A 26,928-nucleotide genomic window follows, 5' to 3' on the forward strand; every position below is an offset into this window, starting at 1 on the left:
ACCTTCACGACAACGAGAGTCCGCCGCCATGTACGAGCTGTCCCGGGTCCGCCTCTACTCCATCGGGCCGGCCGGTGCGCGCTATGCCGACACCGTCCTGGACCTGCGCGGAGTCGGCGAGCCGGTGCCCAGCCCCGCCCCCACCCAGGCGGAGTTCTTCGAGGAGGAGCCCGTCGGCCCGCCGCGCCGCCCCGCGCCCGCCGGCGTGCTCTTCCTGGAGAACGGCGGCGGCAAGTCCGTCCTGCTCAAGCTGATCTTCTCGGTGATGCTCCCCGGTCACCGCAACACCCTGGGCGGCGCCAGCTCCGGCGTGCTGCGCAAGTTCCTGCTCGCCGACGACTGCGGGCATGTCGCGCTGGAGTGGCAGCACACCGTCACCGGCGAGACCGTCGTCGTCGGCAAGGTCAGCGAGTGGCGCGGCCGCCAGGTGTCCAACGACCCGCGGAAGTTCGCCGAGGCGTGGTACTCCTTCCGCCCCGGGCCGGGGCTGAGCCTCGACTCCCTGCCCGTCGCGGAGTCCGCGGCGGTGCGGCCCATCGTCGAGGGCGGCTCCACGGCCCGCGGCCGCCGCCGCACCATGAAGGGCTTCCGTGACGCGATCACCGAGGCGGACAAGGCCTATCCGCACCTCGACGTGACCTGGGTGGAGATCCACGAGCGCTGGAACGAGCACCTCGGCGAGCTCGGGCTCGACCCCGAACTCTTCCGCTACCAGCGGGAGATGAACGCCGACGAGGGCGAGGCCGCCGGCCTGTTCGCCGTCAAGAACGACTCCGACTTCACCGATCTGCTGCTGCGCGCCGTCACCGACACCCGTGACACGGACGGGCTCGCCGACCTCGTGCACGGCTTCGCCCACAAGCTGGGCCGCCGCGCGGAGCTGACCGCCGAGCGCGACTTCACGGCCGGTTCGCTGGATCTGCTGTCGCGCATCGCGGACGCGGGGGAGCGGCGCGAGCAGGCCCGCGGGGTGCACGCGGGCGCCGAGCGCCGCACCCGTACGCTCGCCCGGCGGCTGTCCGGGCGCGGCGCCGAGGAGCGCGAGCGCGCCGCCGAACTCGCCCAGCAGGTCGCCACCGCGGCCCACGCCGTCACCGAGGCGGAGGAGGCGCGCGGGCGCAGCTCCCTGGTCGCCGCGGAAATCGCCTACCGGCACGCCTCGTTGGCGCTGGCCGCCGCGGAGAAGGGCGCGGCCGCGCAGCGCCGCGAGGTCAACGACGCCCGCACCCTGCACTCCGCGTGGCAGGCCGCCGAGACGGTGCTGCGCCACCGCGCCGCCGCCGACCGCTCGGCGCGCGTCGCCGCCGCGATCCGCGAGGCCGAGCGGGACGCCGCCCCCGCGCTCGCCGCCCGAGCCAAGGCCGCCGCCGACCTCGTACGCGCCCTGCACGCGGCGGCCGAGGACGGCGAGCGGCTGGCCAACGAGGAGGAGGAGCGCTCCGCCGCCCTCCAGGAGACGGGCGAGGCCGCCCACCGCGACGCCACCGCCGCCGCCACGGCCGCCCAGCGCGCCCGCAGCGAGACCGAGCACCTGCGGCAGCGGCTCGCCGAGGTCGAGCAGGAGACCGCCGAGGCGGTCCGCGCCGGCTGGCTGGACGACTCCGCCCCCGACGCCGATCCGGCCCGCGCCGCCCTCGCCGCCAGCGACGCGGAGAAGACCGCCGTCGCCGCCTGGGACGTCGCCCGCGAGGCGGCCCGCCGCACCGCGGACACCGCCCAGGCGGCCGCCGCCGAGCAGTCCCGCACGGAGCTGGCCGCCGCCCGCGCGGCCGACGCGTCCCGCGCGGCGGAGGCGGCGTACGACGCGGAGCGGCGGGCGGCCGAGTCCCTCGGCTCCGAACAGCGCCTCGTCGAACTCCTCGGCCTCCCCGGTGCCACCCCGGCCACCCCGTCCGTCCCGGCCCCCCGCGCCGGGCGGCCGCTGGCGGCCGAGGCCGGCTCGCCCGGGCGGGTGACGATGCGCGTCGACGAACTGGAACAGCCCGCCCCCGGGCGCCACACCCGCTCCCTACCGGCCGAAGCCCGCCCGCCCGGCGGCGTCTCCGCCCAGGTGAACGAGCCGGAGAACGCCCCCGAAGAGAGCGCGGGCACCGCCGACCCGGCCGCCCCGGACGAGGACTGCTGGTCCCCCGAACTCAGCGACGACGGGCCCGCCACGTCCGACAGCGACGAGAGCGCAACGGCCGCTACGGCCCGTCAGGATGACGCCGCGTCGGCCGGTCACGGCCCGGCCGACGGCGAGCCCGGCTTGGCCGGGCTGGGTGCCGCCGTCGACGGGCCCGCGGCGGACGCGGGGGCTCCGCCGGCCGAGGGCGCGCCCGGCACTACGGCCCATCAGGCCGGGGACGCGCCCGCCGACGGGGACAGCGGAGCCGAGGCCACGACGGGCGCGACGGCTCGCGGCGAGGGGAGCCCGACCGGCGGCGCGACGCACCGGGCCGATGGGGCAACCGGCGTGGCGGTGTCCGGGCCTGGCGGCTCGACCGGCGATGAGGGCGTCACCCCAGGCCAAGGTGCGGACGCGACCGGCGACGCGGCGCGCCGTGCCGATGGCGCGACGGACGTGGTCGTGCCCGCGACCGACGTCCCGACCGGCGGCGCCGTACGCCCGGCTGGCGGCGCGGCGGGCGGAGCCAGGGGCGCGACGGCTCGCGGGGAGGGGAATCTGGCCGCGGCTTCGGCCCGGCCGGGTGAGGGCGCGACGAGCGGAGCCAAGGGTGACACGGCTCCCGGGGAAGCGGGCCCGACCGGCGACGCGGCCCGTCGGGGTGAGGGCACCACGCCCGGCCAAGGCGCGGACGCGACCGGCAGCGCGGCGCCCGGAGCCGAGCGTGCGACCGGCGACGCGGCGGGCTGGGCCGATGGCGCCACCGGCGCGGTGGTGCCCGCGACCGACGTCCCGACCGGCGGCGCCGTACGCCTGGCTGGCGGCGCGGCGGGCGGAGCCAGGGGCGCGACGGCTCGCGGGGAGGGGAATCTGGCCGCGGCTTCGGCCCGGCGGGGTGAGGGTGTGACGGGCGGCGCCAGTGGCTCGACCGGGGGCGTGGCTCGTGGCGCCGCCGGGCGGGTCCGGGGGGAGGGGCCGCTGAGTGCCGAGGAGCTCGATCGGAGCGCCGACGCGCTGCGGGAGTTGCTCGACGAGAGCGTCGCGTCCGCCGAGCGGCAGCTGTTCGACCTGCGTACGGCCGCGGCCGACGACTCGCGGATCCTGGCCGCGCTCGGTGACGGCGGGCTGCTGCCGCCCAGCCCTGATGTGCTGGCGACGGTGGAGTACCTGGGCGAGCACGGCATCCCCGCGCTGCCCGGCTGGCGGTATCTGGCGCAGGCCGTGGACCCCACCGATCACGCCGCGGTGCTGGCCGCTCGGCCGGAGCTGGTCGACGGGGTGGTCATCACCGACCCCGACTCACATGTCCGCGCCCGCGAGGCGCTTGCCACGGCGTCGCTGCTGCCGCGCTCCGCCGTGGCCGTCGGGACGGCGGCCGCGCTGCTCGCGCCGACGCCGCCGCCCGGGGCGCAGGACGGCGGGGTGTTCCTGGTGCCGCCGAACCCGGCGATGCACGACGAGCGGGCCGCCGACGACGAGCGGCGCGAGCTGCGGGCGCGGGCCACCGCGCGGGACGAGGACATCCGGGGGCTGGCGGCTCGGCTGGCCGGGGACCGGGCGCTGGCGGCGCGGCTGTCGTCGTGGCGTACGGGCTGCCCGCCGGGGCGGCTCGCGGAGCTGGCGGAGGTGGCCGAGCGGGGGCGTGAGGCGGCCGAGGAGGCGCAGCGGGAGCTGGCGGAGGCCCGTACGGCGCGAGTGGAGGCGGACGAGGCGGCCGGCGAGACGGCCCGGGTGCGCGACGAGCGGCAGGAGGCGGCGCAGCGGGCCCGCCGGGCGGCCGACGCGCTGGCGGGGCTCGCGTTCCGGCTGCGGGAGCGCGCCGCGTGGCAGACCAGGCTGCGTGAACTGGCCGACGAGGCCGCGGAGTACGAGGAGCGGGCCGCCGCGTGCGTGGACCGGGCGCGCGCGGCCGACGAGGACCGGCGCGCGGCCCAGCGCGCGGCCGACGACGCGCACCGCACCGCCCGCGCGCTGCGCGCCGAGCGCGCCGAGATCGCGGGCGCGCCCGACGACGTGGCGGACGGCACCCCGTCCACCACCTCGCTGCCCGCGCTCCGCGAGGCGTACCGCGCGGCCTCGCAGGTGTACGAGAAGGTCGGGGTCGGCGCCGACCTGCGCGCCGAGCAGGCCCGTGCGGAGAGCGACGAGAGCGCCGCGCTGGCCTCGCTGGACCGGCTCACCAACAAGGTCCGCACCCGCGCCGCGCAGCTGCTGGAGAGCACCGACGGCGCGGACGGCCCGTCCCGCCAGGCCGCCGCGGCCCGCGCCGAGTCGCTGGTGCACATGATGGAGTCGCGCGCGTCGGCGGCGAGCGAGCAGCTGGGCCGGTTGCGCGGCGAGGCGGAGCGGCTGGCGCCCGCGGACGGCGACGCGCACACCGAGCTGCCGGAGGGGATGGTCCCGCAGGACGCCGAGCAGGCCAAGGAGCTGCTGCGGACGGCCAACGCCGAACTCAGCACCCGTACGGACGCGTTGGAGACAGCCCGCACCACCCACAGCGAGCTGCTGCGCGCCCACCGCGCCGCCGAGGACGCGACGGGCGGCTTCGAGGAGACCGCCGCGCTGCTACGGGACCTGCTCCGCGACCACCAGGACGCGGCCGATGGAACATCTGCGCAGCCCGACGCGTACGCCGGGAGCCTCGCGGAGGCCCGGCAGGCGGCCGCCGAGACCCGCCGCTCGCTGCGCGGCTGCGCGGGCGACCTGTCGGCGGCCGAGGCCGCCGTCCGGGAGGCGAGCGACGTGCTCGTACGGCATGCCAACGCGACCCGCTACGAGCAGGTGCGCACCCCCGCCCGGCAGCAGATCCGCGAGCTGCCCGCGGCCGCGCTGCCGGAGCACGCCGCGGCGTGGGCCGAGGCGTTCGCGCCCCGGCTGCGCGTCCTGACCGACGAGCTGGCCCAGCTGGAGCGCAACCGGGACAGCATCGTGGACCGGCTGCGCGGCCTGGTCGAGTCGTCCCTGACGACCCTGCGCTCGGCCCAGCGGCTCTCCCGGCTCCCCGAAGGGCTCGGGGAGTGGTCGGGCCAGGAGTTCCTGCGGATCCGCTTCGAGGACCCGGACCAGGCGATGCTCGCCGAGCGGCTCGGCGAGGTCATCGACGAGGCGACCCGCTCCGCCGTGCGGAAGAACTCCGACCTGCGCCGCGACGGCATGTCGCTGCTGCTGCGCGGCGTGGACGCCGCGCTCCAGCCGCGCGGTGTGGCCGTCGAGATCCTCAAGCCGGACGCGGTGCTGCGCGCCGAGCGGGTGCCGGTCCGCCAGATGGGCGACGTCTTCTCCGGCGGCCAGCTGCTGACCGCGGCCATCGCCCTGTACTGCACGATGGCGGCGCTGCGCAGCAACGACCGGGGCCGGGACCGGCACCGCCACGCGGGCACGCTGTTCCTCGACAACCCCATCGGGCGCGCCAACGCGACGTATCTGCTGGAGCTCCAGCGGGCGGTCGCGGACGCGCTGGGCGTCCAGCTGCTCTACACCACGGGCCTGTTCGACACGACGGCGCTCGCCGAGTTTCCGCTGGTCATCCGGTTGCGCAATGACGCGGATCTGCGCGCGGGGCTGAAGTACATCAGCGTCGAGGAGCATCTGCGTCCCGGGCTGCCGGAGCGGGACGCGGAGGACGGCCAGGTGCACGGGCAGATCACGGCGACCCGGATGTACCGCCGCCCGGACGCCCCGGCCTCGGCCCCGGCTCCGGCGGACGCCCCGGCGGGGCGTCCCGGCCGGGGGTAGCCCCTGCCGCGGCAGACGGCGCCGCGGCAAGCTGCGCCGCGGCAAGCTGCGCCGCGGCGAGCCGCGTCGTGGCGGTCGGCGTCGCAGCGGGCCGCGCCGTGGTAGAAGGCAGCACATGGTTCGGCGCCCGCCCAGCGGGGGCGGGCGCCAAACCCATGAGGCCTCATGAGGCCCATGAGGCCCCGTCAGGCCGCCGCGCCGCGCGCCGACCGGCGCTCCGCGGCCCGCGGCGAGCCGACCCGCTCCGCCTTCCGGGCCCGGCGGCGCTGCCGGCGCAGCTCCCGCGCGGTGCTGCTGGGCCGTGACACCACCCCGTAGCGCTGGTTCCACACCTGCCGCGTCACCCATACGTCCAGCACGCCCCACGTGGCCAGAACCGTGCTGGCCACGGTGGTCAGCACCGCGGGGAACGCCAGCCATGAGTCGGCCAGCGTGCTCAGCACCGCCACCATCGCCTGCGTCAACGTCACCGCGACGATGATGACCGCCCGCACCGCCGCTGTACGGACCGGATCGGGCAGCCGGCGCCTTCGGGCCGGTACCTCGGTCCACAGCGGCCGCACCGCGCGCTCCGGGATGTCCCGATCCTTGTCCATGGCGTCCATGAAGCCCCTACACCTTTCAGCGGCTGCCCAGGTCCTGCGGGATTCAAAAAGCGGGACATGGGTCGTATTCCCCCTTAGTGTGCCCCCTCAGTGCACGAATAACAGCGCTGGGAGGTTCCCCCAGAGAGGGGAAAACCGGCCAAGGGTTGACTCATTCTCGTCCGTCGAAGCCGATAGTGGAGGGCCGGAAAGCGGGGGGTAAGTCAGGCATCACCGGACAACTCGTGATGGCGTCCGGGTGGGCCCGCCCCGGCATCTAGCGGACATGCCTTCGAGTTGTAGAACGGGCAGTAGTAGGCTCGCGCCGCTTGTTGTCGGAACTCGAACACCGCCCCCGTATAACGGGGTTGACGTTGGGGAGGCCATGCGCTTTCGCGGGAAATCGATCCGCCGGAAGATCGTGGCGCTGTTGCTGGTGCCACTTGTCTCGCTGACGGCAATCTGGGCCTTCGCTACAGTGATCACCGTTCGTGAGGCGATTCGACTGCTGGACGCCTCCGACATCATCGACAAGGCCGGTCAGCCGGCCGAGGATGCGGTACACGCCATCCAGAAGGAGCGCCGCCAGACCCTCATTCTGCTCGCCGATCCGCGCCAGGCCGACGCGCTGCCCGTCCTCCACGCGCTCCAGCGCAAGACCGACGAGGTCATGGGCACCCTGCGCGAGGCCGCCACGGACGGCGGCGTGCGCGACATGATGAACGACGAGTCGGAGGACCAGCTCTCCGCCATCCTCAAGGCGACCGAGGGCCTGGACGCCCTGCGCCGAAAGGTCGAGGACCGCGGCATCAACCGCGCGGCGACATATGAGTATTACAACAAACTCGTCGACCTCTGCTACAACTTCCGCAGTTCGCTGCACGCCGTGCCCGACACGGACCTGGACAAGCAGGGCCGCGCACTGGTCGCCATGATCCGTGCCCGCGAGGCGCTCTCCCGCGAGGACGCGCTGTACGTCTCGGCGCTGACGGCGCGCAAGATGACGCCCGAGGACCTGCACGCGATCTCCGACCTGATCGCCGAGCGGAACCTGCTGTACGAGACCAGCCTGCCGATCCTGCCCGCCTCGGAGCAGAAGATCTTCGCGGATTACCGGCGCACCAAGTCCGCGCCCGCCGCCCTCCGCCTGGCCGAGGGCAAGCTGATGGCCTCGACCACGCCGTCCGACGCGCTCAAGGCCCTGGACGAGGAGCACTGGGAGGTCGCCGCCCAGCCGGTGCTCAACGACTACGACCGGCTGGGCAAGGAGGCCACCGACCGCCTCCAGCAGCGCATCGACCCGGTGGCCGACGACGTCATGCTGCGGGCCTTCGCCGCCGGCATCCTGGGCCTGCTGGCCCTGATCGTCTCGATCTTCGTCTCGTTCCGGATCGGCCGCAGCCTGATCCGCGACCTGTCCCAGCTGCGCAAGGATGCCCAGGAGGCGTCCAGCGTGCGGCTGCCCCACGTGATGCGCCGTCTGGGCGCGGGCGAGCAGATCGACGTGGACACCGAGGCGCCCCGCCGCGACTACAGCCCGGACGAGATGGGCCAGGTCGGCCTGGCCCTCAACACCCTCCAGCGGGCCGCCGTCGAGGCCGCGGTCAAACAGGCCGAGCTGCGCCAGGGCGTCTCCGACGTCTTCGTCAACCTGGCGCGCCGCAGCCAGGTGCTGCTGCACCGCCAGCTGACGCTGCTGGACACCATGGAGCGGCGCACCGAGGACACGGACGAGCTCGCCGACCTGTTCCGCCTGGACCATATGACCACCCGTATGCGACGGCACGCCGAGGGCCTGGTCATCCTCTCCGGCGCGGCCCCCTCCCGGCAGTGGCGCAAGCCGATCCAGCTGATGGACGTCGTCCGCGCCGCGGTCGCGGAGGTCGAGGACTACGAGCGGATCGAGGTCCGGCGCATGCCGCGGCTCGCGGTCAACGGCCCGGCGGTCGGCGACCTCACCCACCTCATCGCCGAGCTCCTGGAGAACGCCACCGTCTTCTCGCCCCCGCACACCTCCGTTCAGGTGCACGGCGAGCGGGTGGCCAAGGGGTTCACGCTGGAGATCCACGACCGGGGCCTGGGCATGACGTCCGATGCCCTGCTGGAGGCCAACCAGCGGCTCGCCGAGACCCCGGACTTCGAGCTGTCCGACACCGACCGGCTCGGCCTGTTCGTGGTCAGCCGGCTGGCCCAGCGGCAGGGCGTCCGGGTCTCGCTCCAGCCCTCCCCGTACGGCGGCACCACCGCGATCGTGCTCATCCCCTCGACCCTGCTCACCGACAGCGGCGAGCAGGGCCAGGAGGCCGAGGACTCCTACGAGCGCAGCCGGGAGCGCGGCGTCTCCGACGTCAGGATGGGCCCGGACAGCAGGCTTCAGGCTGTCGACGCGGCGCCGGTCGCCTTCTCCGACCGGGCGGGCCGCAAGGTGTCGGTCGTCGACGGACCGGTCGAGCTCGAGCCGTCCGCCGTGCCGCTCGCGCCGCTCGCGCCGGTCGCGAACGGGGGCGACATCGAGGACGACGACGAGGTGGGCGCGATCTTCCGCGCCCGCGGTCTGTCGCAGCCGCCGCCCGCGGGCGCCCGGCCCACCGGTCCCGTACCGCATCAGCCGCATCAACCGCATCAGCCGGTCGCCGAGGTGCAGCACCAGCAGGCGCGGGACGGCGCCCCGGCCATGCGGGACGAGGGCGCCCCGGCGCCGCTGCCCCGCCGGGTGCCGCCGGTGCTGGTCTCGGACCACGGCCGCCCGGTGCAGGGCGCCTCGGGCGGCGGCCGGCACGCGCGGCCGCCGCAGGGCGCCGGGCAGCCGTCCTGGGCTCAGCGGCAGGGCCGCCCGGAGGGCCAGGGCCCGTCCGGTGGCGGCGGCCAGGGCGGTTCCCCCTGGAACGCGGGCCGACCCGGTGCCCCCGCCCCCACCCCCGAACAGCAGGCTCCGACGGCCTGGAACGGGGAGCCCGCCCGCCCGGCGCGTGGCGTGCCGGCCCAGCGGTCGGCGTCCGGCCTTCCCAAGCGGGTGCGGCAGGCCAGCCTGGCACCCCAGTTGAAGAACGACCCCGCTCCGCAGACCGAGGCGGACCGCTACCCTGCCGAGACCGACCCCGAACGCGACGCCGAGCAGGCGCGGGCCACCATGGCCTCGCTCCAACGGGGATGGCAGCGCGGCCGACGCCAGACGTCCGACGGCAGCGGTAGGGCGGACAGAGCACCTGGAACAACATATGAGGGGGACGGTCGATGACCGCACCGCACGCAGCACGGAACGCTTCGCCGAGGGGATCAGGCGAGCTGAACTGGCTGCTCGATGAACTGGTCGGGCGCGTCGGCAGCATCCGCAAGGCGCTGGTGCTCTCCGGGGACGGCCTGCCCACCGGCGGCTCCCGCGACCTGTCCCGCGAGGACGGCGAGCACCTGGCGGCCGTGGCCTCGGGCTTCCACTCCCTCGCCAAGGGGGTCGGCCGCCACTTCGACGTCGGGCGGGTCCGCCAGACCATCGTGGAGCTCGACGACGCCTTCCTGTTCGTCACCGCCGCCGGCGACGGCAGCTGTCTGGCCGTGCTCGCCGACGCGGACTCGGATGTCGGACAGGTGGCATACGAAATGACGCTGCTGGTCAAGCGGGTGGGCGTGCATCTGGGCAGCGCGCCGCGATCCGGCGGGTGACGGGGGAGGGGGGAGATGACCGCAGAGGGTGAAGGCACTGCCCACTGGATCGACGACGCGGCGGGACCGGTGGTCCGGCCGTACGCGATGACACGGGGCCGCACCCGCAGTGCGGCCGAGGGAAAGCTCGACCTCATCGCGGTGGTCGTCGCCGACAGCGTGAGCCAGGTGCCCGTCGCCGACCAGACGTTGTCCCCGGAGCACATCGACATCGTCGAGATGAGCCGGGACTCCCCTCAGTCCGTCGCCGAGCTGGCGGCCGAACTCGACCTGCCGGTCGGCGTCGTCCGAGTGCTCATCGGTGACCTGCTGCACGCCGCACTCGTCCGAGTGTCCCGGCCCGTACCTCCGGCGGAACTGCCGGACGAGAGGATTCTGCGCGAGGTGATCAATGGTCTACGGGCACTCTGACCCGGGCCGCTCACACGTCATCGACCCGGTCACACTGAAAATTCTGGTGGCGGGCGGGTTCGGCGCGGGCAAGACGACTCTGGTGGGCGCGGTGAGCGAGATCAAACCGCTGCGCACCGAGGAGCTGCTCACCGAGGCGGGCCGTCCGGTCGACGACATCGCGGGGGTGGAGGCCAAGACGACCACCACCGTGGCCATGGACTTCGGGCGCATCACGCTCCGCGAGGACCTGGTGCTCTATCTGTTCGGCACCCCGGGACAGGACCGCTTCTGGTTCCTGTGGGACGAGCTGGCGACGGGCGCGCTCGGCGCCGTCGTCCTCGCCGACACCCGGCGGCTGGAGGACTGCTTCGCCGCGGTCGACTACTTCGAGCGGCGCGGCATCGCCTTCACGGTCGCCGTCAACTGCTTCGAGGGCGCCCAGCGCTACCCGGAGGAGGCGGTGCGCGACGCGCTCGACCTCGACCCGGGCACGCCGGTCGTCCTGTGCGACGCACGGCAGCGGGAATCCGCCAAGGAAGTGCTCATCTCGGTCGTCGAGCACGCGATGATGGCCTCCGCGGCCAGGCGCTAGGCCGGCGCGCGCCGCCAGGTCGGCGTCGGCGATACGGCCCGTACCCCGCCGTCCGGGGTGCGGGCCGTGGTGTGTCTCGGGACTTCTCCGGCCGGGCAGGTCGCCCGCCGGGTATCTGGAAGGAGTGGCTGTGGAGCCGCAACCGCAACCGGAGCCGGAACTGGAGCTGGAGCTGGCGGCCGAGGAGCTGACCGCGGTGCTGAACCGGCTGCGCCGGGCCCAGGGGCAGATCGCCGGGGTCGTCAGGATGATCGAGGACGGCCGGGACTGCGAAGAGGTGATCACTCAGCTGGCGGCCGCGTCCAGGGCGCTGGACCGGGCGGGTTTCGCGATCATCGCCAGCGGTCTTCAGCACTGTCTCGCCGACGAGAACGGCGCCCGGACGCAGACCAGGGAGCGCAACCGGGTGCGGCTGGAGAAGCTGTTCCTGTCGCTGGCCTGACGAGCGGCCCGGGTCGGCGGCCCGCGACCGACGACCCGGCACCGACCCGCACAGACCCGACCGACACCGCACCGCACCGCTCAGCGGACCGCGATCACCGACGACCCGTGTCCGAACAGCCCCTGGTTCGCGGTGATCCCGGTCCGCGCCTCGGCCACCTGCCGCTCCCCGGCCAGGCCCCGCAGCTGCCAGGTCAGTTCGCACACCTGGGCGATGGCCTGGGCCGGGACCGCCTCGCCGAAGGACGCGAGGCCGCCGCTCGGGTTGACGGGCAGCCGCCCGCCGAGCGCCGTGGCACCCTCGCTCAGCAGCTTCGCGCCCTCCCCGGCCCCGCACAGCCCCAGGTCCTCGTACCACTCCAGCTCCAGCGCGGTGGACAGGTCGTACACCTCCGCGAGCGACAGGTCCTCGGGCCCGAGCCCCGCCTCCTCGTATGCCGCCCGCGCGAGGGCGGAGCGGAAGGAGCCGGGCTCCGGGTCCGGGGCGGCCGCCGCCGAGTCGGTCGCGATGTCCGGCAGGTCCAGCTCGGTGCGCGGATAGCGCGGGGTGACGGTGGAGACCGCGCGGATCCGCACCGGCCGCCGGACGCCCCGCCGCCGGGCGAAGTCCAGGCTGCTCAGCACCAGCGCGGCCGCCCCGTCGGACGTCGCGCAGATGTCCAGCAGGCGCAGCGGGTCGGCGACGACCGGGGAGGCCGCGACGTCCTCGGCGCTGACCGCCGCGCGGTAGCGGGCGTTCGGGTTGGCGGCCCCCGCGGCCGCGTTCTTCACCTTGACCCGCGCGAAGTCGTCGGGCGTGTCGCCGTACCGGGCCATCCGGCGGCGGGCCCAGAGGGCGAAGTACGCGGGGTTGGTGGCGCCCAGCAGCCTGAAGCGCAGCCAGTCGGGGTCATCGGGCCGGTTGCCGCCCACGGGCGCGAAGAAGCCCTTGGGCGCCGCGTCCGCGCCGACGACGAGCACGGTGTCCGCCAGCCCGGCCAGGATCTGGGTGCGGGCGGTCTGAATGGCCTGCGCGCCGGAGGCGCAGGCCGCGTACACACTGGTCACCCGCGCCCCCTGCCAGCCCAGCGCCCGCGCGAAGGTCGCGCCCGCCACCTGCCCGGGGTAGCCGCTCCGCACGGTGTTGGCGCCGACCACGGAGTCGACGGCGGGCCAGTCGAGACCGGCGTCGGCGAGCGCGGCGCGCGCGGCCACGGTGCCGTACTCGACGAAGCCGCGGCCCCACTTGCCCCAGGGGTGCATCCCGGCGCCCAGCACCGCCACCTCGCCGCCCGCCCCGGTCATGACCGCTCCTCGGCGCGGGGCGCGCGGGGCTTGACGGGTCGCCAGTTCCAGGTGGTCCAGATGTGCTCGGCGTCCTCGTTCAGTACCCCGGGCACGGCCTCGACCTCCATCCCCACGGCCAGGTCGGCCACGGTCACCCCCGGCGCGCCCTGCCCGAGCACCACGATCCGCTCGGCCGCCAGCTCCACCGCGATCAGGGTGTACGGCCGCCACTCCACGCCGGGGTCGCTGACATACGGCGCGGGCGGCCGGTAGCGCCCGTCGGTGTACGACCAGACGCGGCCGCGCCGGGACAGCGGCACCTCGTCCAGCTCGGTGCCCGCGCAGCCGGGGTTGCGGCAGAAGGAGTCCTCCCGGGGGAAGAACACCGAGCGGCAGACCCGGCACCGCGTCCCCAGCAGCCGGAACTCCTCGCCTTCGGCGGTGAACCACCCGGGGACCACCGGTGTACGGGTGCGCGGCACGACGCCTCCCAGACGGCCGGACAACGAGAGCTGACGATACGTCAGAAGTGTGGCACAGCGGCCGTGGGGCACGTAACCCCGGTATCAGGGGTACCACCCCAGCGAAGGGAGCACGTGTGGCCACGATGGAAGCGGCGGTCCGGCTGGCGGCCGTGAGCAAGGACTTCGGCTCCGTACGAGCGGTCGACGGCGTCGATCTCTCCCTCGCCGAGGGCGAGTTCTTCTCCCTCCTCGGCCCCTCCGGCTCAGGCAAGACCACCCTGCTGCGCCTGGTCGCGGGCTTCGAGCGGCCCACCGCGGGCCGCGTCGAGCTGTCCGGCCGCGATGTCACCGCGCTGCCGCCCCACCGCCGCGACGTGCGCACCGTCTTCCAGGACTACGCGCTGTTCCCGCACATGAACGTCGAGCGGAACGTCGCGTACGCCCTGATGGTGCGCGGCGTGCGCAAGGCCGAGCGGCTCGCCCGCGCCCGCGAGGCGCTGACCACGGTCCGGTTGGACGGCTTCGGGCCGCGCCGCCCCGCAGAGCTCTCCGGCGGCCAGCGGCAGCGCGTCGCCCTGGCCCGCGCGCTGGTCGACCGGCCCGCCGTGCTGCTGCTGGACGAGCCCCTCGGCGCGCTCGACCTGGGCCTGCGGCGGCAGATGCAGACCGAGCTGAAGGAGCTCCAGCGCACCACCGGCATCACCTTCCTCCTCGTCACCCATGACCAGGAGGAGGCGCTGACCATGAGCGACCGCGTCGCGGTGGTCTCTGACGGCAGGATCGAACAGATCGGCCCGCCTGTGGAGGTGTACGAGCGCCCCGCCACCGCCTTTGTTGCGGGCTTCATGGGCAGCACCAACCTGCTGCGCGGCGCCGCGGCCGTCCGTGTGGTGGGCCGTTCTGGCGCCTACAGCATCCGGCCCGAGCGCATCCGCCTCGCCGCCCTCGCCGAGCCGTCCGCCGACGGGGAGCGGAGCGTGACCGGGCGCATCGCCGACATCGTGCACGCCGGGGCGCACACCCGCTTCACCGTTGTGCTTCCACACGGCGACCGGCTGACCGTGATCCGGCAGAACCTGGCCCAACTGCCGCGTGCCGTCCGCCCCGAGGCCGAGATCCGGCTGCTGTGGGACGACGACGACGCCTTTCCGCTGCCCGGCTGAGCCGCCGGTTGACCTGGACATTGCATGAGGCGCCCTGGCGAGGCGGAATCCCGCCCCTGATACTGGCGGGATCCCAGACAGCCATGTCGTAGGGGAGGACCAGGATGCGGAAGACATTCGTGGGGAGGTCCGCGGCCGTGGCGTGCGCCCTGCTGCTGGCCGCCACGGCATGTGGCTCGAACGGCGACGACGAGAAGGCGAAGGCCCCGGAGAAGCTCGGCAAGGGCGAGGGCAAGGTCAACATCATCGCGTGGGCGGGCTACGCGGAGGACGGCTCCAACGACCCCGGGGCCGACTGGGTCCACCCCTTCGAGCAGCGGACCGGCTGCAAGGTCAACACCAAGGTCGCCGGGACCTCCGACGAGATGGTCTCGCTCATGAAGACCGGGCAGTACGACACCGTGTCCGCCTCCGGCGACGCGACCTTACGCCTCATCGCCTCCGGTGACGCCGCGCCCGTCAACACCGAGCTGGTGCCCAACTACAAGGACATCTTCCCGGGCCTGAAGATGCGCCCCTTCAACTCCAGGAACGGCCGGATGTACGGCATTCCGCACGGCCGGGGCGCCAACCTCCTCATGTACCGCACCGACAAGGTCAAGCCCGCCCCCGACTCCTGGCGCGCCGTCTTCGACGACGCCGACGCCTACCGCGGCCACGTCACCGCGTACGACTCGCCCATCTACATCGCCGACGCCGCCCTCTACCTGATGAAGACCCAGCCTTCACTGGGCATCAAGGACCCCTACGCCCTGGACCGCGGCCAGCTCGACGCCGCCGTCGCCCTGCTCAAGAAGCAGCACGGGGCGATCGGGGAGTACTGGAGCGACTACCAGAAGGAGATCACCGCCTTCAAGGGCGGCGACAGCGTCATCGGCACCACCTGGCAGGTCATCGCCAACCTCACCCAGGCCGAGAAGGCTCCGGTCAAGGCCGTGCTGCCCAAGGAGGGCGCCACCGGCTGGTCCGACACCTGGATGGTCTCCGCCAAGGCCGAGAACCCCAACTGCGCCTACAAATGGCTCGACTGGATCGTGTCCCCGAAGGTCAACGCCCAGGTCGCCGAGTACTTCGGCGAGGCCCCCGCCAACGCCAAGGCGTGCGCCCGGACCAAGGACCCCCGCCACTGCGCCGTCTACCACGCCGACGACGAGAGCTACTACCGGCAGGTCCACTTCTGGACCACGCCCATCAAGCAGTGCCTCGACGGCCGCAAGAACACCACCTGCACCGACTACGCCCAGTGGACCAGGGCCTGGACCGAGATCAAGGGCTGAGGTGGTCGCCCCCGCGGCCCGCCCGGTCAGCAACGGCGCCGAGAAAGAGACTCGCCCGGCCAAACGCCCCCGCGCCGCCGCCCGCCTCCGCCTCGCCGCCCTGCTCGGCCCGCCGCTGCTGTGGCTGACCCTGGCCTACCTCGGCTCGCTCGGCGTCCTGCTGATCTCCGCCTTCTGGACGACGGACTCCTTCACCTCGGATGTCGTCCACACCTGGAACACCGACAACCTCCACGACCTGCTGACCACCCCGGTCTATCGCACCGTCGCGCTGCGCACCCTGTCCATCGCGGTCGCCGTCACCCTCATCGACGCGCTCCTCGCCCTGCCCATGGCCTTCTTCATGGCGCGCGTCGCGGGACGCCGTTGGCGGCGGCCGCTGCTCGTCGCCGTGCTCACCCCGCTGTGGGCGAGCTACCTGGTCAAGGCCTACGCCTGGCGCGTCATGCTCGGCCAAGGCGGCGTCCTCAACTGGTCCCTGGCACCGCTCGGGCTGCACGGACCGGGATACGGCACCACCGCCGTCGTCATCGTGCTGGCGTACCTGTGGCTGCCGTACATGATCCTGCCGGTGTACGCCGCCCTGGAGCGGATCCCCGACCGGACGCTGGAGGCCTCGGCCGACCTCGGCGCCGGGCCCTGGCGCACGCTGCGCTCCGTCGTCCTGCCCGCCGTGCGGCCCGCGCTGCTGGCCGGGTCGGTCTTCACCTTCTCGCTCAGCCTCGGCGACTACATCACCGTGCAGATCGTCGGCGGCAAGACCCAGCTGCTGGGAAACGTCATCGCCTCGCAGATCACCCTCGATCTGCCCATGGCCGCCGCGCTCTCCGCGGTGCCCGTCGTCCTGATCGTCTGCTATCTGGCCGCCGTACGCCGGGCGGGCGCCCTCGACTCCCTCTGAGACCCCGCCCGTCCGTCCCGTTCAAGGAGGTCCCGCCCGTGCGGCTGTCGCGCACCGCCCGCATCGCCCTCGGCTGTGTCACCGCCGCCGGGCTCGCCGTCGTCTACGCGCCCCTGCTGCTCGTCCTGCTCAACTCCGTCAACTCCGACCGGTCCTTCGGCTGGCCGCCCAGCGGCCTGACCGGCCGGTGGTGGCGCGCCGCGCTGCACAGCGACGGAGCCCGGGAAGCGCTGCTCACCTCCGTACGGGCCGGCCTCGCCGCGACCGCCATCGCGCTGGTGCTCGGCACCATGGCCGCCTTCGCCGTCCACCGCCACCGCTTCTTCGGGCGGCGCACCGTGTCCTTCCTGCTGGTGCTGCCCCTCGCGCTGCCCGGCATCGTCAGCGGCATCGCCCTCAACGCGGCCTTCCGCACCTTCCTCGACCCCTTCGGCGTCGGCTTCGGCCTGTTCACGGTGGTCGTCGGGCACGCCACCTTCTGCGTCGTCGTGGTCTTCAACAACGTCGGGGCGCGGCTGCGCCGGCTGGCGCCCTCGATGGCGGAGGCCTCGGCCGACCTCGGCGCACGCCCCTGGCAGACCTTCCGCCACGTCACGTTCCCGGCCGTGCGCTCGGCGCTCTTCGCGGGCGGGCTGCTGGCCTTCGCCCTGTCCTTCGACGAGATCGTGGTGACCACCTTCACCGCCGGGCCCGGGACCAGCACCCTGCCCATCTGGATCTACGAGAACCTGGCCCGGCCCCACCAGGCGCCCGTCGTCAATGTCGTGGCCGCCCTGCTGGTCGCCCTCTCCGTGCTCCCCGTCTACATCGCGCAGCGGCTCTCCGCCGACCCGGCGGGCGGCCGGCTGTGAGCCGTGCCGCCGCCCGCCGGGCACGGGGGAGCCCCCGCCTCAGTGTCCGCGCAGCGACCGGTGCGAGACCGGGAAGTCGAAGTAGGTGTCCGGGAACAGCTCCGGCTTGTAGGTGTAGTGCCACCACTCCTCGGCCAGATTCACAAAGCCCAGGGCCTCCAGCGTGTCCTTCAGCAGCAGCCGGTTCGCCCGCTGCACGCCCTGGATCCGCGGGTCCAGCGTGTGCGAGAGCGTGTCGAAGCAGTCGTAACCGGTGCCCATGTCCACGGAGTTGTCCGGGAACCGCTCGCCCTTCGGCGCGTAGCACGGCACCAGCTTCTCGCCCGGCTCATACGGACGGGTGGGCACGGCGGGCCGTTTGACGATCGTCAGGTCCAGGGTGCTGCCCCGGCTGTGCCCCGACTTCTCGGCTATGTAACCGTCCTCGAACAGCCGCGTCTTGTCGACGTCCGGGTAGAACTCCCCCTTCATCGACTGGTCGTCGAGGTCCTTCGCCCACTCCACGAAGTCGTTGACCGCGCGCTGCGGCCGGTAGCAGTCGTACACCTTGAGCGTGTAGCCCTGGCGCAGCAGCGAGCCCTGCGCCCGGTGCAGGGCCTCGGCGGCCGGGCGGGTGAGGATGCACAGCGGCTCGAGGTAGCCGTCCACGCGGTGGCCGGTGAAGTTGTGCGGGGTGTCGTAGCGGATCTCCTGGAGGATCGTCGGGTCCACGGCGCTCAGCGCCACGAACTCCTTCGGCGCCTTGGGTTCGGCCCGGGCCTGTGCCGGGGCGGGGGCGGAGAGGGCCAGCAGGGCGGCGAAGGGCAGGGCGAGCGCGCGCAGCGCGACAGTGAATCTCGGCATGCCCACCTCAGATATCAGGGCGGGCGGGTCCGGAACAAGCCCCACCGGAACCGACACGCCCATCCGCGGGCCTTCAAGCGGCCCATCCGCTGCCCATCCGGCCCCGCTCACTGCCGGCGCGGCCGCTCCTTCGGAGCCTCGCCGCGCACCCGCACCGGGTACCCGGGCTCCGCCGCGCCGTCCCGCTCGACCACCACCTCGCCGTCCCGCAGCCGCGAGACGAACCGCACCACCTCCGGCCTGTCCCAGCCGTCGCCCGGGTCCACGACCAGCGTCCCGCGGCCCGGGCGGCCCCGCACCGGAGTCCACGCCTCCAGCTCCACCCCGCCGTCCGCGCCCGCCACCGGCACCACCGCGCCCGCCCGCGCCAGCACCGGCACACGCGACAGCGGGGCGTCCAGCATCACCTGCCCCGGGCCCTCGTACGCCCGGCCGGTCGCCGTGTCGTACCAGCGGCCGCGCGGCAGCCGCACCGCCCGCCGCTCGGCGCCCTCCTCCAGCACCGGCGCCACCAGCAGCGCGTCCCCCAGCAGAAAGGCGTCCTCGCAGTCGCGCAGCGCCCGGTCCTTGGGCCACCGCCACCACACCGGACGCGCGTACGGCGCCCCGGTGCGCCGGGCCTCGTGCGCCAGCGTGACGAAGTACGGCAGCAGCCGCTGCCGCTCGCGCAGCGCGGCCGCCGCGTGTGTGAGGACCGACTCCCCGAACTCCCACGGCTCCCGCCGCCCCGCCCAGATCGCCGAATGCGTGCGGAACAGCGGCAGATACGACGCCAGCTGGAACCAGCGCAGATACAGCTCGGGGGACGGGCTGCCGGTGAACCCGCCGACGTCCGGGCCGGAGTACGGCACCCCCGACAGGCCAAGACCCAGAACCAGGGACAGCGAGGCGCGCAGCCCCGGCCACCCGGTCGCCACATCCCCGGACCAGCTGCCCCCGTACCGCTGGAGCCCCGCCCACCCCGACCGGGAGAACAGAAACGGGCGCTCCTCGGGCCGCAGCTCCAGCAGCCCCTCGTAGCCGGCCCGCGCCATCGCCAGACCGTAGACGTTGTGCGCCTCGCGGTGGTCGCCGCCCCGGCCCTCCAGGACGTGCCGCGCCGAGCGAGGCAGCGTCGGATCGCCGAAGGCCGCGAACGACACCGGCTCGTTCATGTCGTGCCACACCCCGGAGAACCCCTGCGCCAGCCGCTCCGCGTACAGCCCGCCCCACCACTTGCGCACCCGTGGATCGGTGAAGTCGGGGAACACCGCCTCGCCCGGCCACACCACCCCGCGCACCTCGCGCCCGCGCGCGTCGCGTACGAACACCTCCTCGGCCGAGCCGCTGTCGTACGCCGCGGTGCCCGGCTCCGCCTTGACCGCCGGATCGACGATCGACACCAGGCGCGTCCCGCCCTCCCGCAACTCCGCCGCCAGCCCGGGCAGATCGGGGTAGCGGCCGGTGTCCACCGTGAACACCCGGTGCCCGGCGAGGTGGTCGATGTCCAGATGCAGCGCCGACAGCGGCAGCTCCCGTTCCCGGTAGCCCGCCACCACCCGCCGCACCTCCTCCTGGCCGCCGAACCCCCAGCGGGCGTGGTGGTGGCCCAGCGCCCAGCCCGGCGGCACCGCGGGAGCGCCCGTGAGCGCCGCCCAGCCCTGAAGCGCCCGCGCCGGCGTACCCACGATCACCCAGTAGCGCAGCGGGCCGCCCTCCATCCGGATCCGGCAGCCGCCCGGCCGGTCGTGCCCGGAGCCCTCGCCCTCCTCGCCCTCCCGCAGCGTGACCGTGCCGTCCCACGAGTTGTCGTGGAACACCAGATGGGTGCCCGCGTCCGCCACCACCAGCTGCACCGGCATGGTCAGATACAGCGGGTCGTCCTCCGGCTCGAAGCTGCCGCCCGGATCGGTGTTCCACAGCCGGTACGAGCCGTCCCGCAGCCGCGGCCCGGACGCCCGCCCGCCCAGCCCGAAGAACCGCGCGTCCGCCGCGACCTGCGACCGGTGCTCCCACCGCGCCACGGCCCGGCCCGCTCCCGGCCCCGCCCCGTCCGCATCCGCCCCGTCCGTAGCCGGCTCGTCGCCGCCCGTGCCCGGCCCGTCGGCATCCACGCCCCGCCCCTCCGGATCGGCCCTGGCCGGCTCCCACCAGCGCGGCGGCAGATCCCGCCGCAGGACCACCCCGCCCGGCGTCCGCATCTCCACCGCCCCGGTCCGCGAGACCGTCACCGTCACCCGCTCGGAGACCACCCGCCAGCCGCCGTCCGTGTCCGGCTCGAGACGCACCCGCTCGTCCGCGTCCGGGCACGGCCCGTCCAGCGCGTACGAAGGCTCCGGCTCGGCGCCGTCCCACCCGCAGAACACCGCGCCACCGGCCGTCACCCGCACCAGCAGCGAGGACCGCGCGAACCGCACCACCCCGCCGCCCGGCTGCGGATCCGCCCCCAGGACCTCGCCCGGCACCCGCGCGCGCTCGGGCCCCCGCGGCGGCAGCCCGACCGCGTCGGAACGCCGACGCCGCCACGCCGAGCGCAGCGACCTGAGCCCCTGCGCCGTACCGACCACCTTCACCGACCGCACCAGGTCACGCGCATCCATGTTGATCACCCTGCCATTGACGGAGCCCCGTGCGCGCGGCGTTCAACTGCCGTTCACCCGTGGTCCCGACACATCCCCACCGCCCCCGATATGGAGTGGCGGCCCTGGTGCACAAGTCGATCACATGGCATCGTCCTGCACGGGACACACACCGCGCGAATCCGCGCACCGCGAGGAGCCGGGAGCCGACAGATGACCACCGCAGCGCACCCAGACCACCTGCCGCGCCCCCTCTGGCAGCCGGGGCCGGAGCGGATCGCCCGGGCCCAGCTCACCCGCTTCCACACCTGGGCGGCCGAGCGCCACGGCGCCCCCGCGCCCGACCCCGCCGACCCGGCGGCGAGCTACGCCGCGCTGCACCGCTGGTCCGTGACGGAGCTGGAGCGCTTCTGGCAGGCGGTCGCCGAGTGGTTCGAGGTGCGCTTCGCCACCCCGTACGACACCGTGCTCGCCGACGCCGCCATGCCCGGCGCCCAGTGGTTCCTCGGAGCCACCCTCAACTACGCCGAACACGCGCTGCGCGCCGCCGAGGACCCCGCCCGCGCCACCGAACCCGCCCTGCTCCACGTCGACGAGAGCCAGGAGCCGCGGCCCGTCAGCTGGGCCGAGCTGCGCGGCCAGGTCGGCGCGGCCGCCGCCGAGCTGCGCCGCCTGGGCGTACGCCCCGGGGACCGGATCAGCGGCTACCTCCCGAACATCCCGCAGGCGGCCGTCGCGCTCCTGGCCACCGCCGCCGTCGGCGCCGTATGGACCTCCTGCGCCCCCGACTTCGGCGCGCGCAGCGTCCTGGACCGCTTCCAGCAGGTCGAACCGGTGGTCCTGTTCACCGTGGACGGCTACCGCTACGGCGGCAAGGAACACGACCGCACCGAGACCGTCGCCGAGCTGCGCCGCGAACTGCCGACCCTGCGCGCCGTCGTCCACATCCCGCTGCTGGGCACCCCGGCCCCCGAGGGCGCGATCGAATGGGACGCCGTGGTGCGCGAGCCGGCGGAACCGGTCTTCGAGCAGGTGCCCTTCGACCACCCGCTGTGGGTGCTCTACTCCTCGGGCACCACCGGACTGCCCAAGGCGATCGTCCAGTCCCAGGGCGGCATCCTGATCGAGCACCTCAAACAGCTGGGCCTGCACTGCGACCTGGGCCCCGGGGACCGGTTCTTCTGGTACACCTCCACCGGCTGGATGATGTGGAACTTCCTGGTGTCGGGCCTGCTGGTCGGCACCACCGTGGTCCTCTACGACGGCAGCCCCGGCTACCCCGACACCGCCGCCCAGTGGCGCGTCGCCGAGCGCACCGGGACCACGCTCTACGGCACCTCGGCTGCCTATGTCATGGCCTGCCGCAAGGCCGGGGTCCACCCGGCCCGCGACTTCGACCTCTCGCGCGTCGCCTGCGTGGCCACGACCGGCTCCCCGCTGCCGCCCGACGGCTTCCGCTGGATCCACGACGAGTTCGCCGCCGACAAGGGCGACATGTGGATCGCCTCGGTCAGCGGCGGCACGGACGTGTGCAGCTGCTTCGCGGGGGCCGTCCCCACCCTCCCGGTCCACATCGGCGAACTCCAGGCCCCCGGGCTCGGCACGGACCTACAGGCGTGGAACCCGAGCGGCGAACCGGTGCTCGACGAGGTCGGCGAACTGGTCATCACCCGCCCCATGCCGTCCATGCCCGTCCGCTTCTGGAACGACCCGGACGGCAGCCGCTACCGCGACAGCTACTTCGACATGTTCCCCGGGGTCTGGCGGCACGGCGACTGGATCACCCTCACCGAGCGCGGCACGGTCGTCATCCACGGCCGCTCCGACTCCACGCTCAACCGGCAGGGCGTACGGATGGGCTCCGCCGACATCTACGAGGCCGTGGAGCGCCTCCCCGAGATCCGGGAATCCCTCGTCATCGGCGTCGAACAGCCCGACGGCGGCTACTGGATGCCGCTGTTCGTCCACCTGGCTCCGGGCGCCGCCCTCGACGAGGCGCTGCGCGACCGCATCAAGCGCACCATCCGCGAACAGCTCTCCCCGCGCCATGTGCCCGACGAGATCATCGAAGTGCCCGGCGTGCCGCACACCCTCACCGGCAAGCGGATCGAGGTGCCGGTCAAGCGGCTGCTCCAGGGCACCACCCTGGACAAGGCCGTCAACCCGGGCTCGGTCGACAACGTGGAGCTGCTGCGCTTCTACGAGCGCCTGGCCCGCGACAAGTCCGCCCCGCCCGCCCCGCCGACCCCGCCCGCCGCGTAGCGGCACCGCGCGTTGTCAGTGCCCCCGGTTACGGTGAGTGAGCACTGATCGACCGCGCAGAGGGGGAGTCATGGCGCACACCACACAGGGCGGCACGGACCGGAGGGACCGCGCCGCGCGGCGCGCGCTGCGCAGAGAAGCGCCCAGCACCGTGGCGCTGCTGGCCGGCGAGGAGGACTTCGCGGCCATGCGGCGCTACGCATCGTTCGCCTTCGACGACCACGCCGCGTATCTGCGGCAGACGGAGGGGCTGCTGCGGATGCTCGCGGCACAGGGCGTGCACACCTCCATCGCCCTCTTCGACCCGGCCGAGTACGAGGAGTTCTGCGCGGACTCCGGCATCGACCCCGACACCTCCGTCGCCCGCACCCGCTACACGGCCGACGTGGCCGCCGCGGGCCCGACCGTGACATACGAGGGCCAGCCGCTCGACCAACTCGTCCAGGGGCTCGTCGGCGCCGCCGAGCAGCAGGCCACCTGGGAGTACGCCACGGCCCTGCTGTCCCGCGCGGGCGGCTGCGGGTGCGGCGACGACCCGGGCCACGCCGCGTTCCGCCGCGCCCAGGCCGCGCTGCGGCGACTGCTCGAGGCGGCCGGGCCCGGCCGCCACCACGTGGTGTGCAGCGTCCCGGCGAACGGCGCCCCGCTCGTGGCAGTGGTCCACGCGGAAGCCACAGAAGTCGTGGAAGGTATTGAGGCCCTGATCTTCAGCACCGTGCTGGCCTGCGGAATCGCCACCAACAGCCCAGGCGGCGTCGTGCTGCGCACCACCACGCCCGGCGCCCCGGACACGGTCCGCGGCTGGGCGCTGCACCAGGGCTGGTTACGGCCGCTGAGCGAGGCCGAGGTCTTCAGCGCGTACTGCACCGACGCGGAGACCGGCGAGCCCGTCCCGCCCGAGCACGGCGTCGAGTACCGGCCGGGCATCCCGCTGCCGGACCCGGAAGGCCCGGAAGGACCGGACGGCTCGTAAGGAGACCGACGTACACGGGAGGCGCCCCGCCGCACCCACCGCGACGGGACGCCTCCCGGACCACACCTCACATCACCGGCTCACTCGCCGGACAGCACCGCCTGCGCGGCGACGCGGGCATCCTCGGCGGTGTCCGCCGCGCGGGCCGCGGCGGCCGCCCGCTCGCACTGGGCGAGCGTGTGCTTGGCCAGCGTGGCACGCACATAGGGAATCGCCGCGGCGCCCATGGAGAGGCTGGTGACGCCCAGGCCGGTCAGCACGCACGCGAGCAGCGGATCCGACGCGGCCTCTCCGCACACGCCACAGCTCTTGCCCTCGGCCCGCGCGGCCTCGGCAGAAAGGGCCACCAGATCGAGCAGTGCCGGCTGCCACGGGTCCTGAAGCCGGGCCACCGCGCCGACCTGGCGGTCCGCGGCGAAGGTGTACTGCGCCAGGTCATTGGTGCCCAGCGACAGGAACTCCACCTCCTGGAGGATCGAGCGCGCCCGCAGCGCGGCGGACGGGATCTCCACCATCGCGCCGAACTTGGCCCGCAGCCCCGCCTCCCGGCACGCGTCGGCAAACGCCTTGGCGTCGGTCCGGTCGGCCACCATCGGGGCCATGACCTCCAAGTAGACCGGCAGCCCCGCCGCGGCCTTGGCCAGCGCCGTCAGCTGGGTCCGCAGCACATCCGGGTGGTCGAGCAGCGTCCGCAGCCCACGCACACCCAGCGCCGGGTTCGGCTCGTCGGCCGGGGTGAGGAAGTCCAGCGGTTTGTCCGCGCCCGCGTCCAGGACCCGCACCACCACCCGGCCCTCGGGGAAGGCCTCCAGCACCTGGCGGTACGCCTCGAACTGCTTCTCCTCCGACGGCGCCTTGGTGCTGTCGTCCAGGAAGAGGAACTCGGTACGGAACAGCCCTACGCCCTCGGCACCGGCCTCAACGGCCGCCGGCACATCCGCCGGGCCGCCGATGTTCGCGAGCAGCGGCACCTTGTGCCCGTCCGACGTCGCACCCGGCCCGGAGGACGCGGCCAGCGCGGCCTTCCGCTCCTCCGCGGCCAGGGCCAGCTCGGCCTGCTTCTCCTCGCTCGGGGCCACGAAGATCTCTCCCGTGCTGCCGTCCACAGCGATCAGGATCCCCTCGGCGAGCTCACCGGCGCCGGGCAGCGCCACCACCGCCGGCACACCAAGGGCGCGCGCGAGGATCGCGCTGTGACTCGTCGGCCCGCCCTCCTCGGTCACGAACCCGAGCACCAGGGTGGGGTCGAGCAGCGCGGTGTCGGCGGGGGCCAGGTCCCGCGCGATCAGCACATACGGCTCGTCGCTGTCGGGCACACCCGGCATGGGCACCCCCAGCAGCCGGGCCACGATCCGGTTCCGCACATCGTCCAGGTCGGCCACCCGCCCGGCGAGGTACTCACCGGCCCCGGCCAGCAGCGCCCGGTACGCGGCGAAGGCGTCGTACACCGCGCGCTCGGCCGTGCTGCCCACGGCGATGCGCCGCTCGACATCGGCCATCAGCTCCGGGTCCTGCGCCATCATGGCCTGTGCCTCGAGCACGGCCTGCGCCTCGCCGCCCGCCAGATTGCCGCGCGCCAGCAGATCGGCGGCCACGGCCTCCACCGCCTGGCGAGCGCGCCCTTGCTCGCGCGGCGCCTCGTCCGACGGAATCTGCTTCGCCGGCGGCTCCAGGACCGCGGTCCCCATGTGCCGCACCTCGCCGATCGCCACTCCGTGGCTCACGCCGACGCCTCGCAGCGTTGTCTCCATTGCACCCGTCTCCGGTTCGATGCGGCGGGATCACCCGCCGCGGTGGTTGTCTACTCGCCGTAATGGCCGATCAGACCGGCTCCGACCGGCACTGAGCTCATGTCCAGCTGAACAGAAGGTCGCCGGACTTCACATCGACGTCCGCACTGACGTCGGCCAGGGACTCCGCGGTGGCCTCAAGCGCCACGACCGGGCAGACCGGCGACTTCCCGGCGGCCACCACGGCCGCGGGGTCCCACCGCACCACGGCGTCGCCGCGCTGCACGGTGTCGCCCTTGTTGATGAGCAACTCGAATCCCTCGCCGCCCAGCTGAACGGTGTCGATGCCGAGGTGGATGAGCACGCCGTGCCCCTCCCCGTCGACGACGACGAACGCATGGGCGTGGAGTGACACGACAACGCCGTCGATCGGCGCCACCGCCACGGAGGGTTCGAGCACAGGATCGATCGCGGTACCGGGGCCGACCATCGCCCCGGAGAACACCGGATCGGGCACCGCCTCGAGTCCGATCACGCGCCCGGCGAGCGGGGAGGTCACGGTGGTCATGGGAAGCCTCCCAGGGGTGGAGAATTCGTTACGCACTGTCACTGCCCGTCCCAGGCAGCGCACTGCCCAGAAGCGTAAGTCATAGGAACTGCGGATTCCGCACAAGCTGTGCACCCCGAAGGGCACCCCTGGGGGCCGAATCGATTTGCCACGGCTGCGCGAGGGTTGTACTGTCGTATCCCTGCCCCGGATGAAGCGCCGCAGTCCACTGCGGGCACATCCAGGTCGAGGCAGCGCCATCAGTCACCTGACGACAGATCTTCGGATCAGCTTTCGCATGTCTGCGAAAAGCACGGATTCGGAGAAACGAAATCGGTCTGATAGCGTGTGAAACACCGAAGGGAAGCGCCCGGAGAAACCGGTGAAACGGTTTCAAAGGAAGCGTCCGTTCCTTGAGAACTCAACAGCGTGCCAAAAGTCAACGCCAGATATGTTGATACCCCGTACGGTCGGCCATATGGCCGGTCGGACGAGGTTCCTTTGAAGAAAAACACACAGCGAGGACGCTGTGAGCGGGCTGGACTATTCCTCCAGTGTCCGCTCCGCTCTCGTGGTGTTGC

General features: G+C 73.8%; 19 protein-coding genes. 12 read left to right on the top strand and 7 right to left on the bottom strand.

Annotated features, from left to right (window positions below):
* Positions 1–28: 28 nt before the first annotated feature.
* Positions 29–5,842, top strand: coding sequence for a hypothetical protein (locus ABTY62_RS21115; protein WP_352130952.1), 5,814 nt, complete (start codon positions 29–31; stop codon positions 5,840–5,842).
* Positions 5,843–6,027: 185 nt separating this feature from the next.
* Here ABTY62_RS21115 and ABTY62_RS21120 read toward each other — a convergent pair whose 3' ends face one another.
* Positions 6,028–6,447, bottom strand: a complete 420-nt coding sequence (locus ABTY62_RS21120; protein ID WP_352130953.1) for a hypothetical protein — start codon at positions 6,445–6,447, stop codon at positions 6,028–6,030.
* Positions 6,448–6,811: 364 nt separating this feature from the next.
* Between ABTY62_RS21120 and ABTY62_RS21125 the strand changes: the two genes are divergently transcribed.
* From ABTY62_RS21125 to ABTY62_RS21145, 5 genes are all read left to right on the top strand, one after another.
* Complete coding sequence (locus ABTY62_RS21125) at positions 6,812–9,664, top strand: sensor histidine kinase (RefSeq protein ID WP_352130954.1); 2,853 nt, start codon at positions 6,812–6,814, stop codon at positions 9,662–9,664.
* The gene (locus tag ABTY62_RS21130; protein WP_352130955.1) at positions 9,661–10,086 is read left to right on the top strand and encodes a roadblock/LC7 domain-containing protein; all 426 of its coding nucleotides are present in this window, start codon (positions 9,661–9,663) and stop codon (positions 10,084–10,086) included. Before ABTY62_RS21125 ends, ABTY62_RS21130 begins: the two co-directional genes overlap by 4 nt.
* A gap of 15 nt (positions 10,087–10,101) precedes the next feature.
* Positions 10,102–10,497 carry a DUF742 domain-containing protein gene (locus ABTY62_RS21135; RefSeq protein ID WP_311726775.1) on the top strand — a complete coding sequence of 132 codons (396 nt, stop codon included), beginning with the start codon at positions 10,102–10,104 and terminating at the stop codon, positions 10,495–10,497.
* Positions 10,478–11,071 (top strand): GTP-binding protein, encoded by a 594-nt coding sequence (locus tag ABTY62_RS21140; RefSeq protein ID WP_311726774.1) that lies wholly within the window; start codon positions 10,478–10,480, stop codon positions 11,069–11,071. The genes ABTY62_RS21135 and ABTY62_RS21140 overlap by 20 nt, the downstream gene beginning before the upstream one ends.
* A gap of 160 nt (positions 11,072–11,231) precedes the next feature.
* A complete protein-coding gene (locus ABTY62_RS21145; RefSeq protein WP_352130977.1) occupies positions 11,232–11,513 on the top strand; it encodes a metal-sensitive transcriptional regulator in 282 nt (93 codons plus the stop codon).
* Positions 11,514–11,593: 80 nt separating this feature from the next.
* Here ABTY62_RS21145 and ABTY62_RS21150 read toward each other — a convergent pair whose 3' ends face one another.
* On the bottom strand, positions 11,594–12,796 hold the full coding sequence (locus ABTY62_RS21150) for a lipid-transfer protein (protein WP_352130956.1): 1,203 nt from the start codon (positions 12,794–12,796) through the stop codon (positions 11,594–11,596).
* Positions 12,793–13,260, bottom strand: a complete 468-nt coding sequence (locus ABTY62_RS21155; RefSeq protein ID WP_352130957.1) for a Zn-ribbon domain-containing OB-fold protein — start codon at positions 13,258–13,260, stop codon at positions 12,793–12,795. Before ABTY62_RS21155 ends, ABTY62_RS21150 begins: the two co-directional genes overlap by 4 nt.
* 125 nt (positions 13,261–13,385) lie before the next feature.
* On the opposite strand from ABTY62_RS21155, the gene ABTY62_RS21160 reads away from it, so the two are divergent.
* From ABTY62_RS21160 to ABTY62_RS21175, 4 genes are all read left to right on the top strand, one after another.
* On the top strand, positions 13,386–14,405 hold the full coding sequence (locus ABTY62_RS21160; RefSeq protein WP_352130978.1) for an ABC transporter ATP-binding protein: 1,020 nt from the start codon (positions 13,386–13,388) through the stop codon (positions 14,403–14,405).
* 104 nt (positions 14,406–14,509) lie between these two features.
* Positions 14,510–15,682: an ABC transporter substrate-binding protein gene (locus ABTY62_RS21165; RefSeq protein WP_352130958.1), complete on the top strand. Its 1,173-nt coding sequence runs from the start codon at positions 14,510–14,512 to the stop codon at positions 15,680–15,682.
* Positions 15,683–15,782: 100 nt separating this feature from the next.
* The gene (locus ABTY62_RS21170; RefSeq protein ID WP_352130979.1) at positions 15,783–16,583 is read left to right on the top strand and encodes an ABC transporter permease; all 801 of its coding nucleotides are present in this window, start codon (positions 15,783–15,785) and stop codon (positions 16,581–16,583) included.
* Between the two features lie 38 nt (positions 16,584–16,621).
* Positions 16,622–17,434, top strand: a complete 813-nt coding sequence (locus tag ABTY62_RS21175) for an ABC transporter permease (RefSeq protein ID WP_352130959.1) — start codon at positions 16,622–16,624, stop codon at positions 17,432–17,434.
* Positions 17,435–17,473: 39 nt separating this feature from the next.
* Here ABTY62_RS21175 and ABTY62_RS21180 read toward each other — a convergent pair whose 3' ends face one another.
* Both ABTY62_RS21180 and ABTY62_RS21185 read right to left on the bottom strand, forming a co-directional pair.
* Positions 17,474–18,277 (bottom strand): M15 family metallopeptidase, encoded by an 804-nt coding sequence (locus tag ABTY62_RS21180; protein ID WP_352130960.1) that lies wholly within the window; start codon positions 18,275–18,277, stop codon positions 17,474–17,476.
* Positions 18,278–18,384: 107 nt separating this feature from the next.
* On the bottom strand, positions 18,385–20,856 hold the full coding sequence (locus ABTY62_RS21185) for a glycoside hydrolase family 31 protein (protein WP_352130961.1): 2,472 nt from the start codon (positions 20,854–20,856) through the stop codon (positions 18,385–18,387).
* A gap of 192 nt (positions 20,857–21,048) precedes the next feature.
* On the opposite strand from ABTY62_RS21185, the gene ABTY62_RS21190 reads away from it, so the two are divergent.
* Together ABTY62_RS21190 and ABTY62_RS21195 are read left to right on the top strand one after the other, a co-directional pair.
* Positions 21,049–23,097 (top strand): acetoacetate--CoA ligase, encoded by a 2,049-nt coding sequence (locus tag ABTY62_RS21190; protein WP_352130962.1) that lies wholly within the window; start codon positions 21,049–21,051, stop codon positions 23,095–23,097.
* Between the two features lie 70 nt (positions 23,098–23,167).
* Entirely contained in the window at positions 23,168–24,070 is a 903-nt protein-coding gene (locus ABTY62_RS21195; RefSeq protein WP_352130963.1) for a DUF8829 domain-containing protein, read from the top strand.
* A gap of 80 nt (positions 24,071–24,150) precedes the next feature.
* On the opposite strand, the gene ptsP is transcribed toward ABTY62_RS21195, so the two are convergent.
* Both ptsP and ABTY62_RS21205 read right to left on the bottom strand, forming a co-directional pair.
* Positions 24,151–25,821, bottom strand: coding sequence for a phosphoenolpyruvate--protein phosphotransferase (gene ptsP, locus ABTY62_RS21200; RefSeq protein WP_352130964.1), 1,671 nt, complete (start codon positions 25,819–25,821; stop codon positions 24,151–24,153).
* A 97-nt stretch (positions 25,822–25,918) separates the two neighbouring features.
* On the bottom strand, positions 25,919–26,368 hold the full coding sequence (locus ABTY62_RS21205; RefSeq protein ID WP_352130965.1) for a PTS sugar transporter subunit IIA: 450 nt from the start codon (positions 26,366–26,368) through the stop codon (positions 25,919–25,921).
* Positions 26,369–26,928 lie beyond the last annotated feature (560 nt).

The sequence above is a fragment of the Streptomyces sp. NPDC097640 genome (assembly GCF_040302705.1).
GTDB lineage: Bacteria > Actinomycetota > Actinomycetes > Streptomycetales > Streptomycetaceae > Streptomyces.

Bases quoted from the DNA above. Each gene is read 5' to 3' on its own strand.
- ptsP (WP_352130964.1), bottom strand. From the start codon at position 25,821: ATGGAGACAACGCTGCGAGGCGTCGGCGTGAGCCACGGAGTGGCGATC.
- ABTY62_RS21180 (WP_352130960.1), bottom strand. From the start codon at position 18,277: ATGCCGAGATTCACTGTCGCGCTGCGCGCGCTCGCCCTGCCCTTCGCC.
- ABTY62_RS21195 (WP_352130963.1), top strand. From the start codon at position 23,168: ATGGCGCACACCACACAGGGCGGCACGGACCGGAGGGACCGCGCCGCG.
- ABTY62_RS21140 (WP_311726774.1), top strand. From the start codon at position 10,478: ATGGTCTACGGGCACTCTGACCCGGGCCGCTCACACGTCATCGACCCG.
- ABTY62_RS21125 (WP_352130954.1), top strand. From the start codon at position 6,812: ATGCGCTTTCGCGGGAAATCGATCCGCCGGAAGATCGTGGCGCTGTTG.
- ABTY62_RS21135 (WP_311726775.1), top strand. From the start codon at position 10,102: ATGACCGCAGAGGGTGAAGGCACTGCCCACTGGATCGACGACGCGGCG.
- ABTY62_RS21160 (WP_352130978.1), top strand. From the start codon at position 13,386: ATGGAAGCGGCGGTCCGGCTGGCGGCCGTGAGCAAGGACTTCGGCTCC.
- ABTY62_RS21115 (WP_352130952.1), top strand. From the start codon at position 29: ATGTACGAGCTGTCCCGGGTCCGCCTCTACTCCATCGGGCCGGCCGGT.
- ABTY62_RS21185 (WP_352130961.1), bottom strand. From the start codon at position 20,856: ATGGATGCGCGTGACCTGGTGCGGTCGGTGAAGGTGGTCGGTACGGCG.
- ABTY62_RS21205 (WP_352130965.1), bottom strand. From the start codon at position 26,368: ATGACCACCGTGACCTCCCCGCTCGCCGGGCGCGTGATCGGACTCGAG.
- ABTY62_RS21165 (WP_352130958.1), top strand. From the start codon at position 14,510: ATGCGGAAGACATTCGTGGGGAGGTCCGCGGCCGTGGCGTGCGCCCTG.
- ABTY62_RS21150 (WP_352130956.1), bottom strand. From the start codon at position 12,796: ATGACCGGGGCGGGCGGCGAGGTGGCGGTGCTGGGCGCCGGGATGCAC.
- ABTY62_RS21130 (WP_352130955.1), top strand. From the start codon at position 9,661: ATGACCGCACCGCACGCAGCACGGAACGCTTCGCCGAGGGGATCAGGC.
- ABTY62_RS21120 (WP_352130953.1), bottom strand. From the start codon at position 6,447: ATGGACGCCATGGACAAGGATCGGGACATCCCGGAGCGCGCGGTGCGG.
- ABTY62_RS21190 (WP_352130962.1), top strand. From the start codon at position 21,049: ATGACCACCGCAGCGCACCCAGACCACCTGCCGCGCCCCCTCTGGCAG.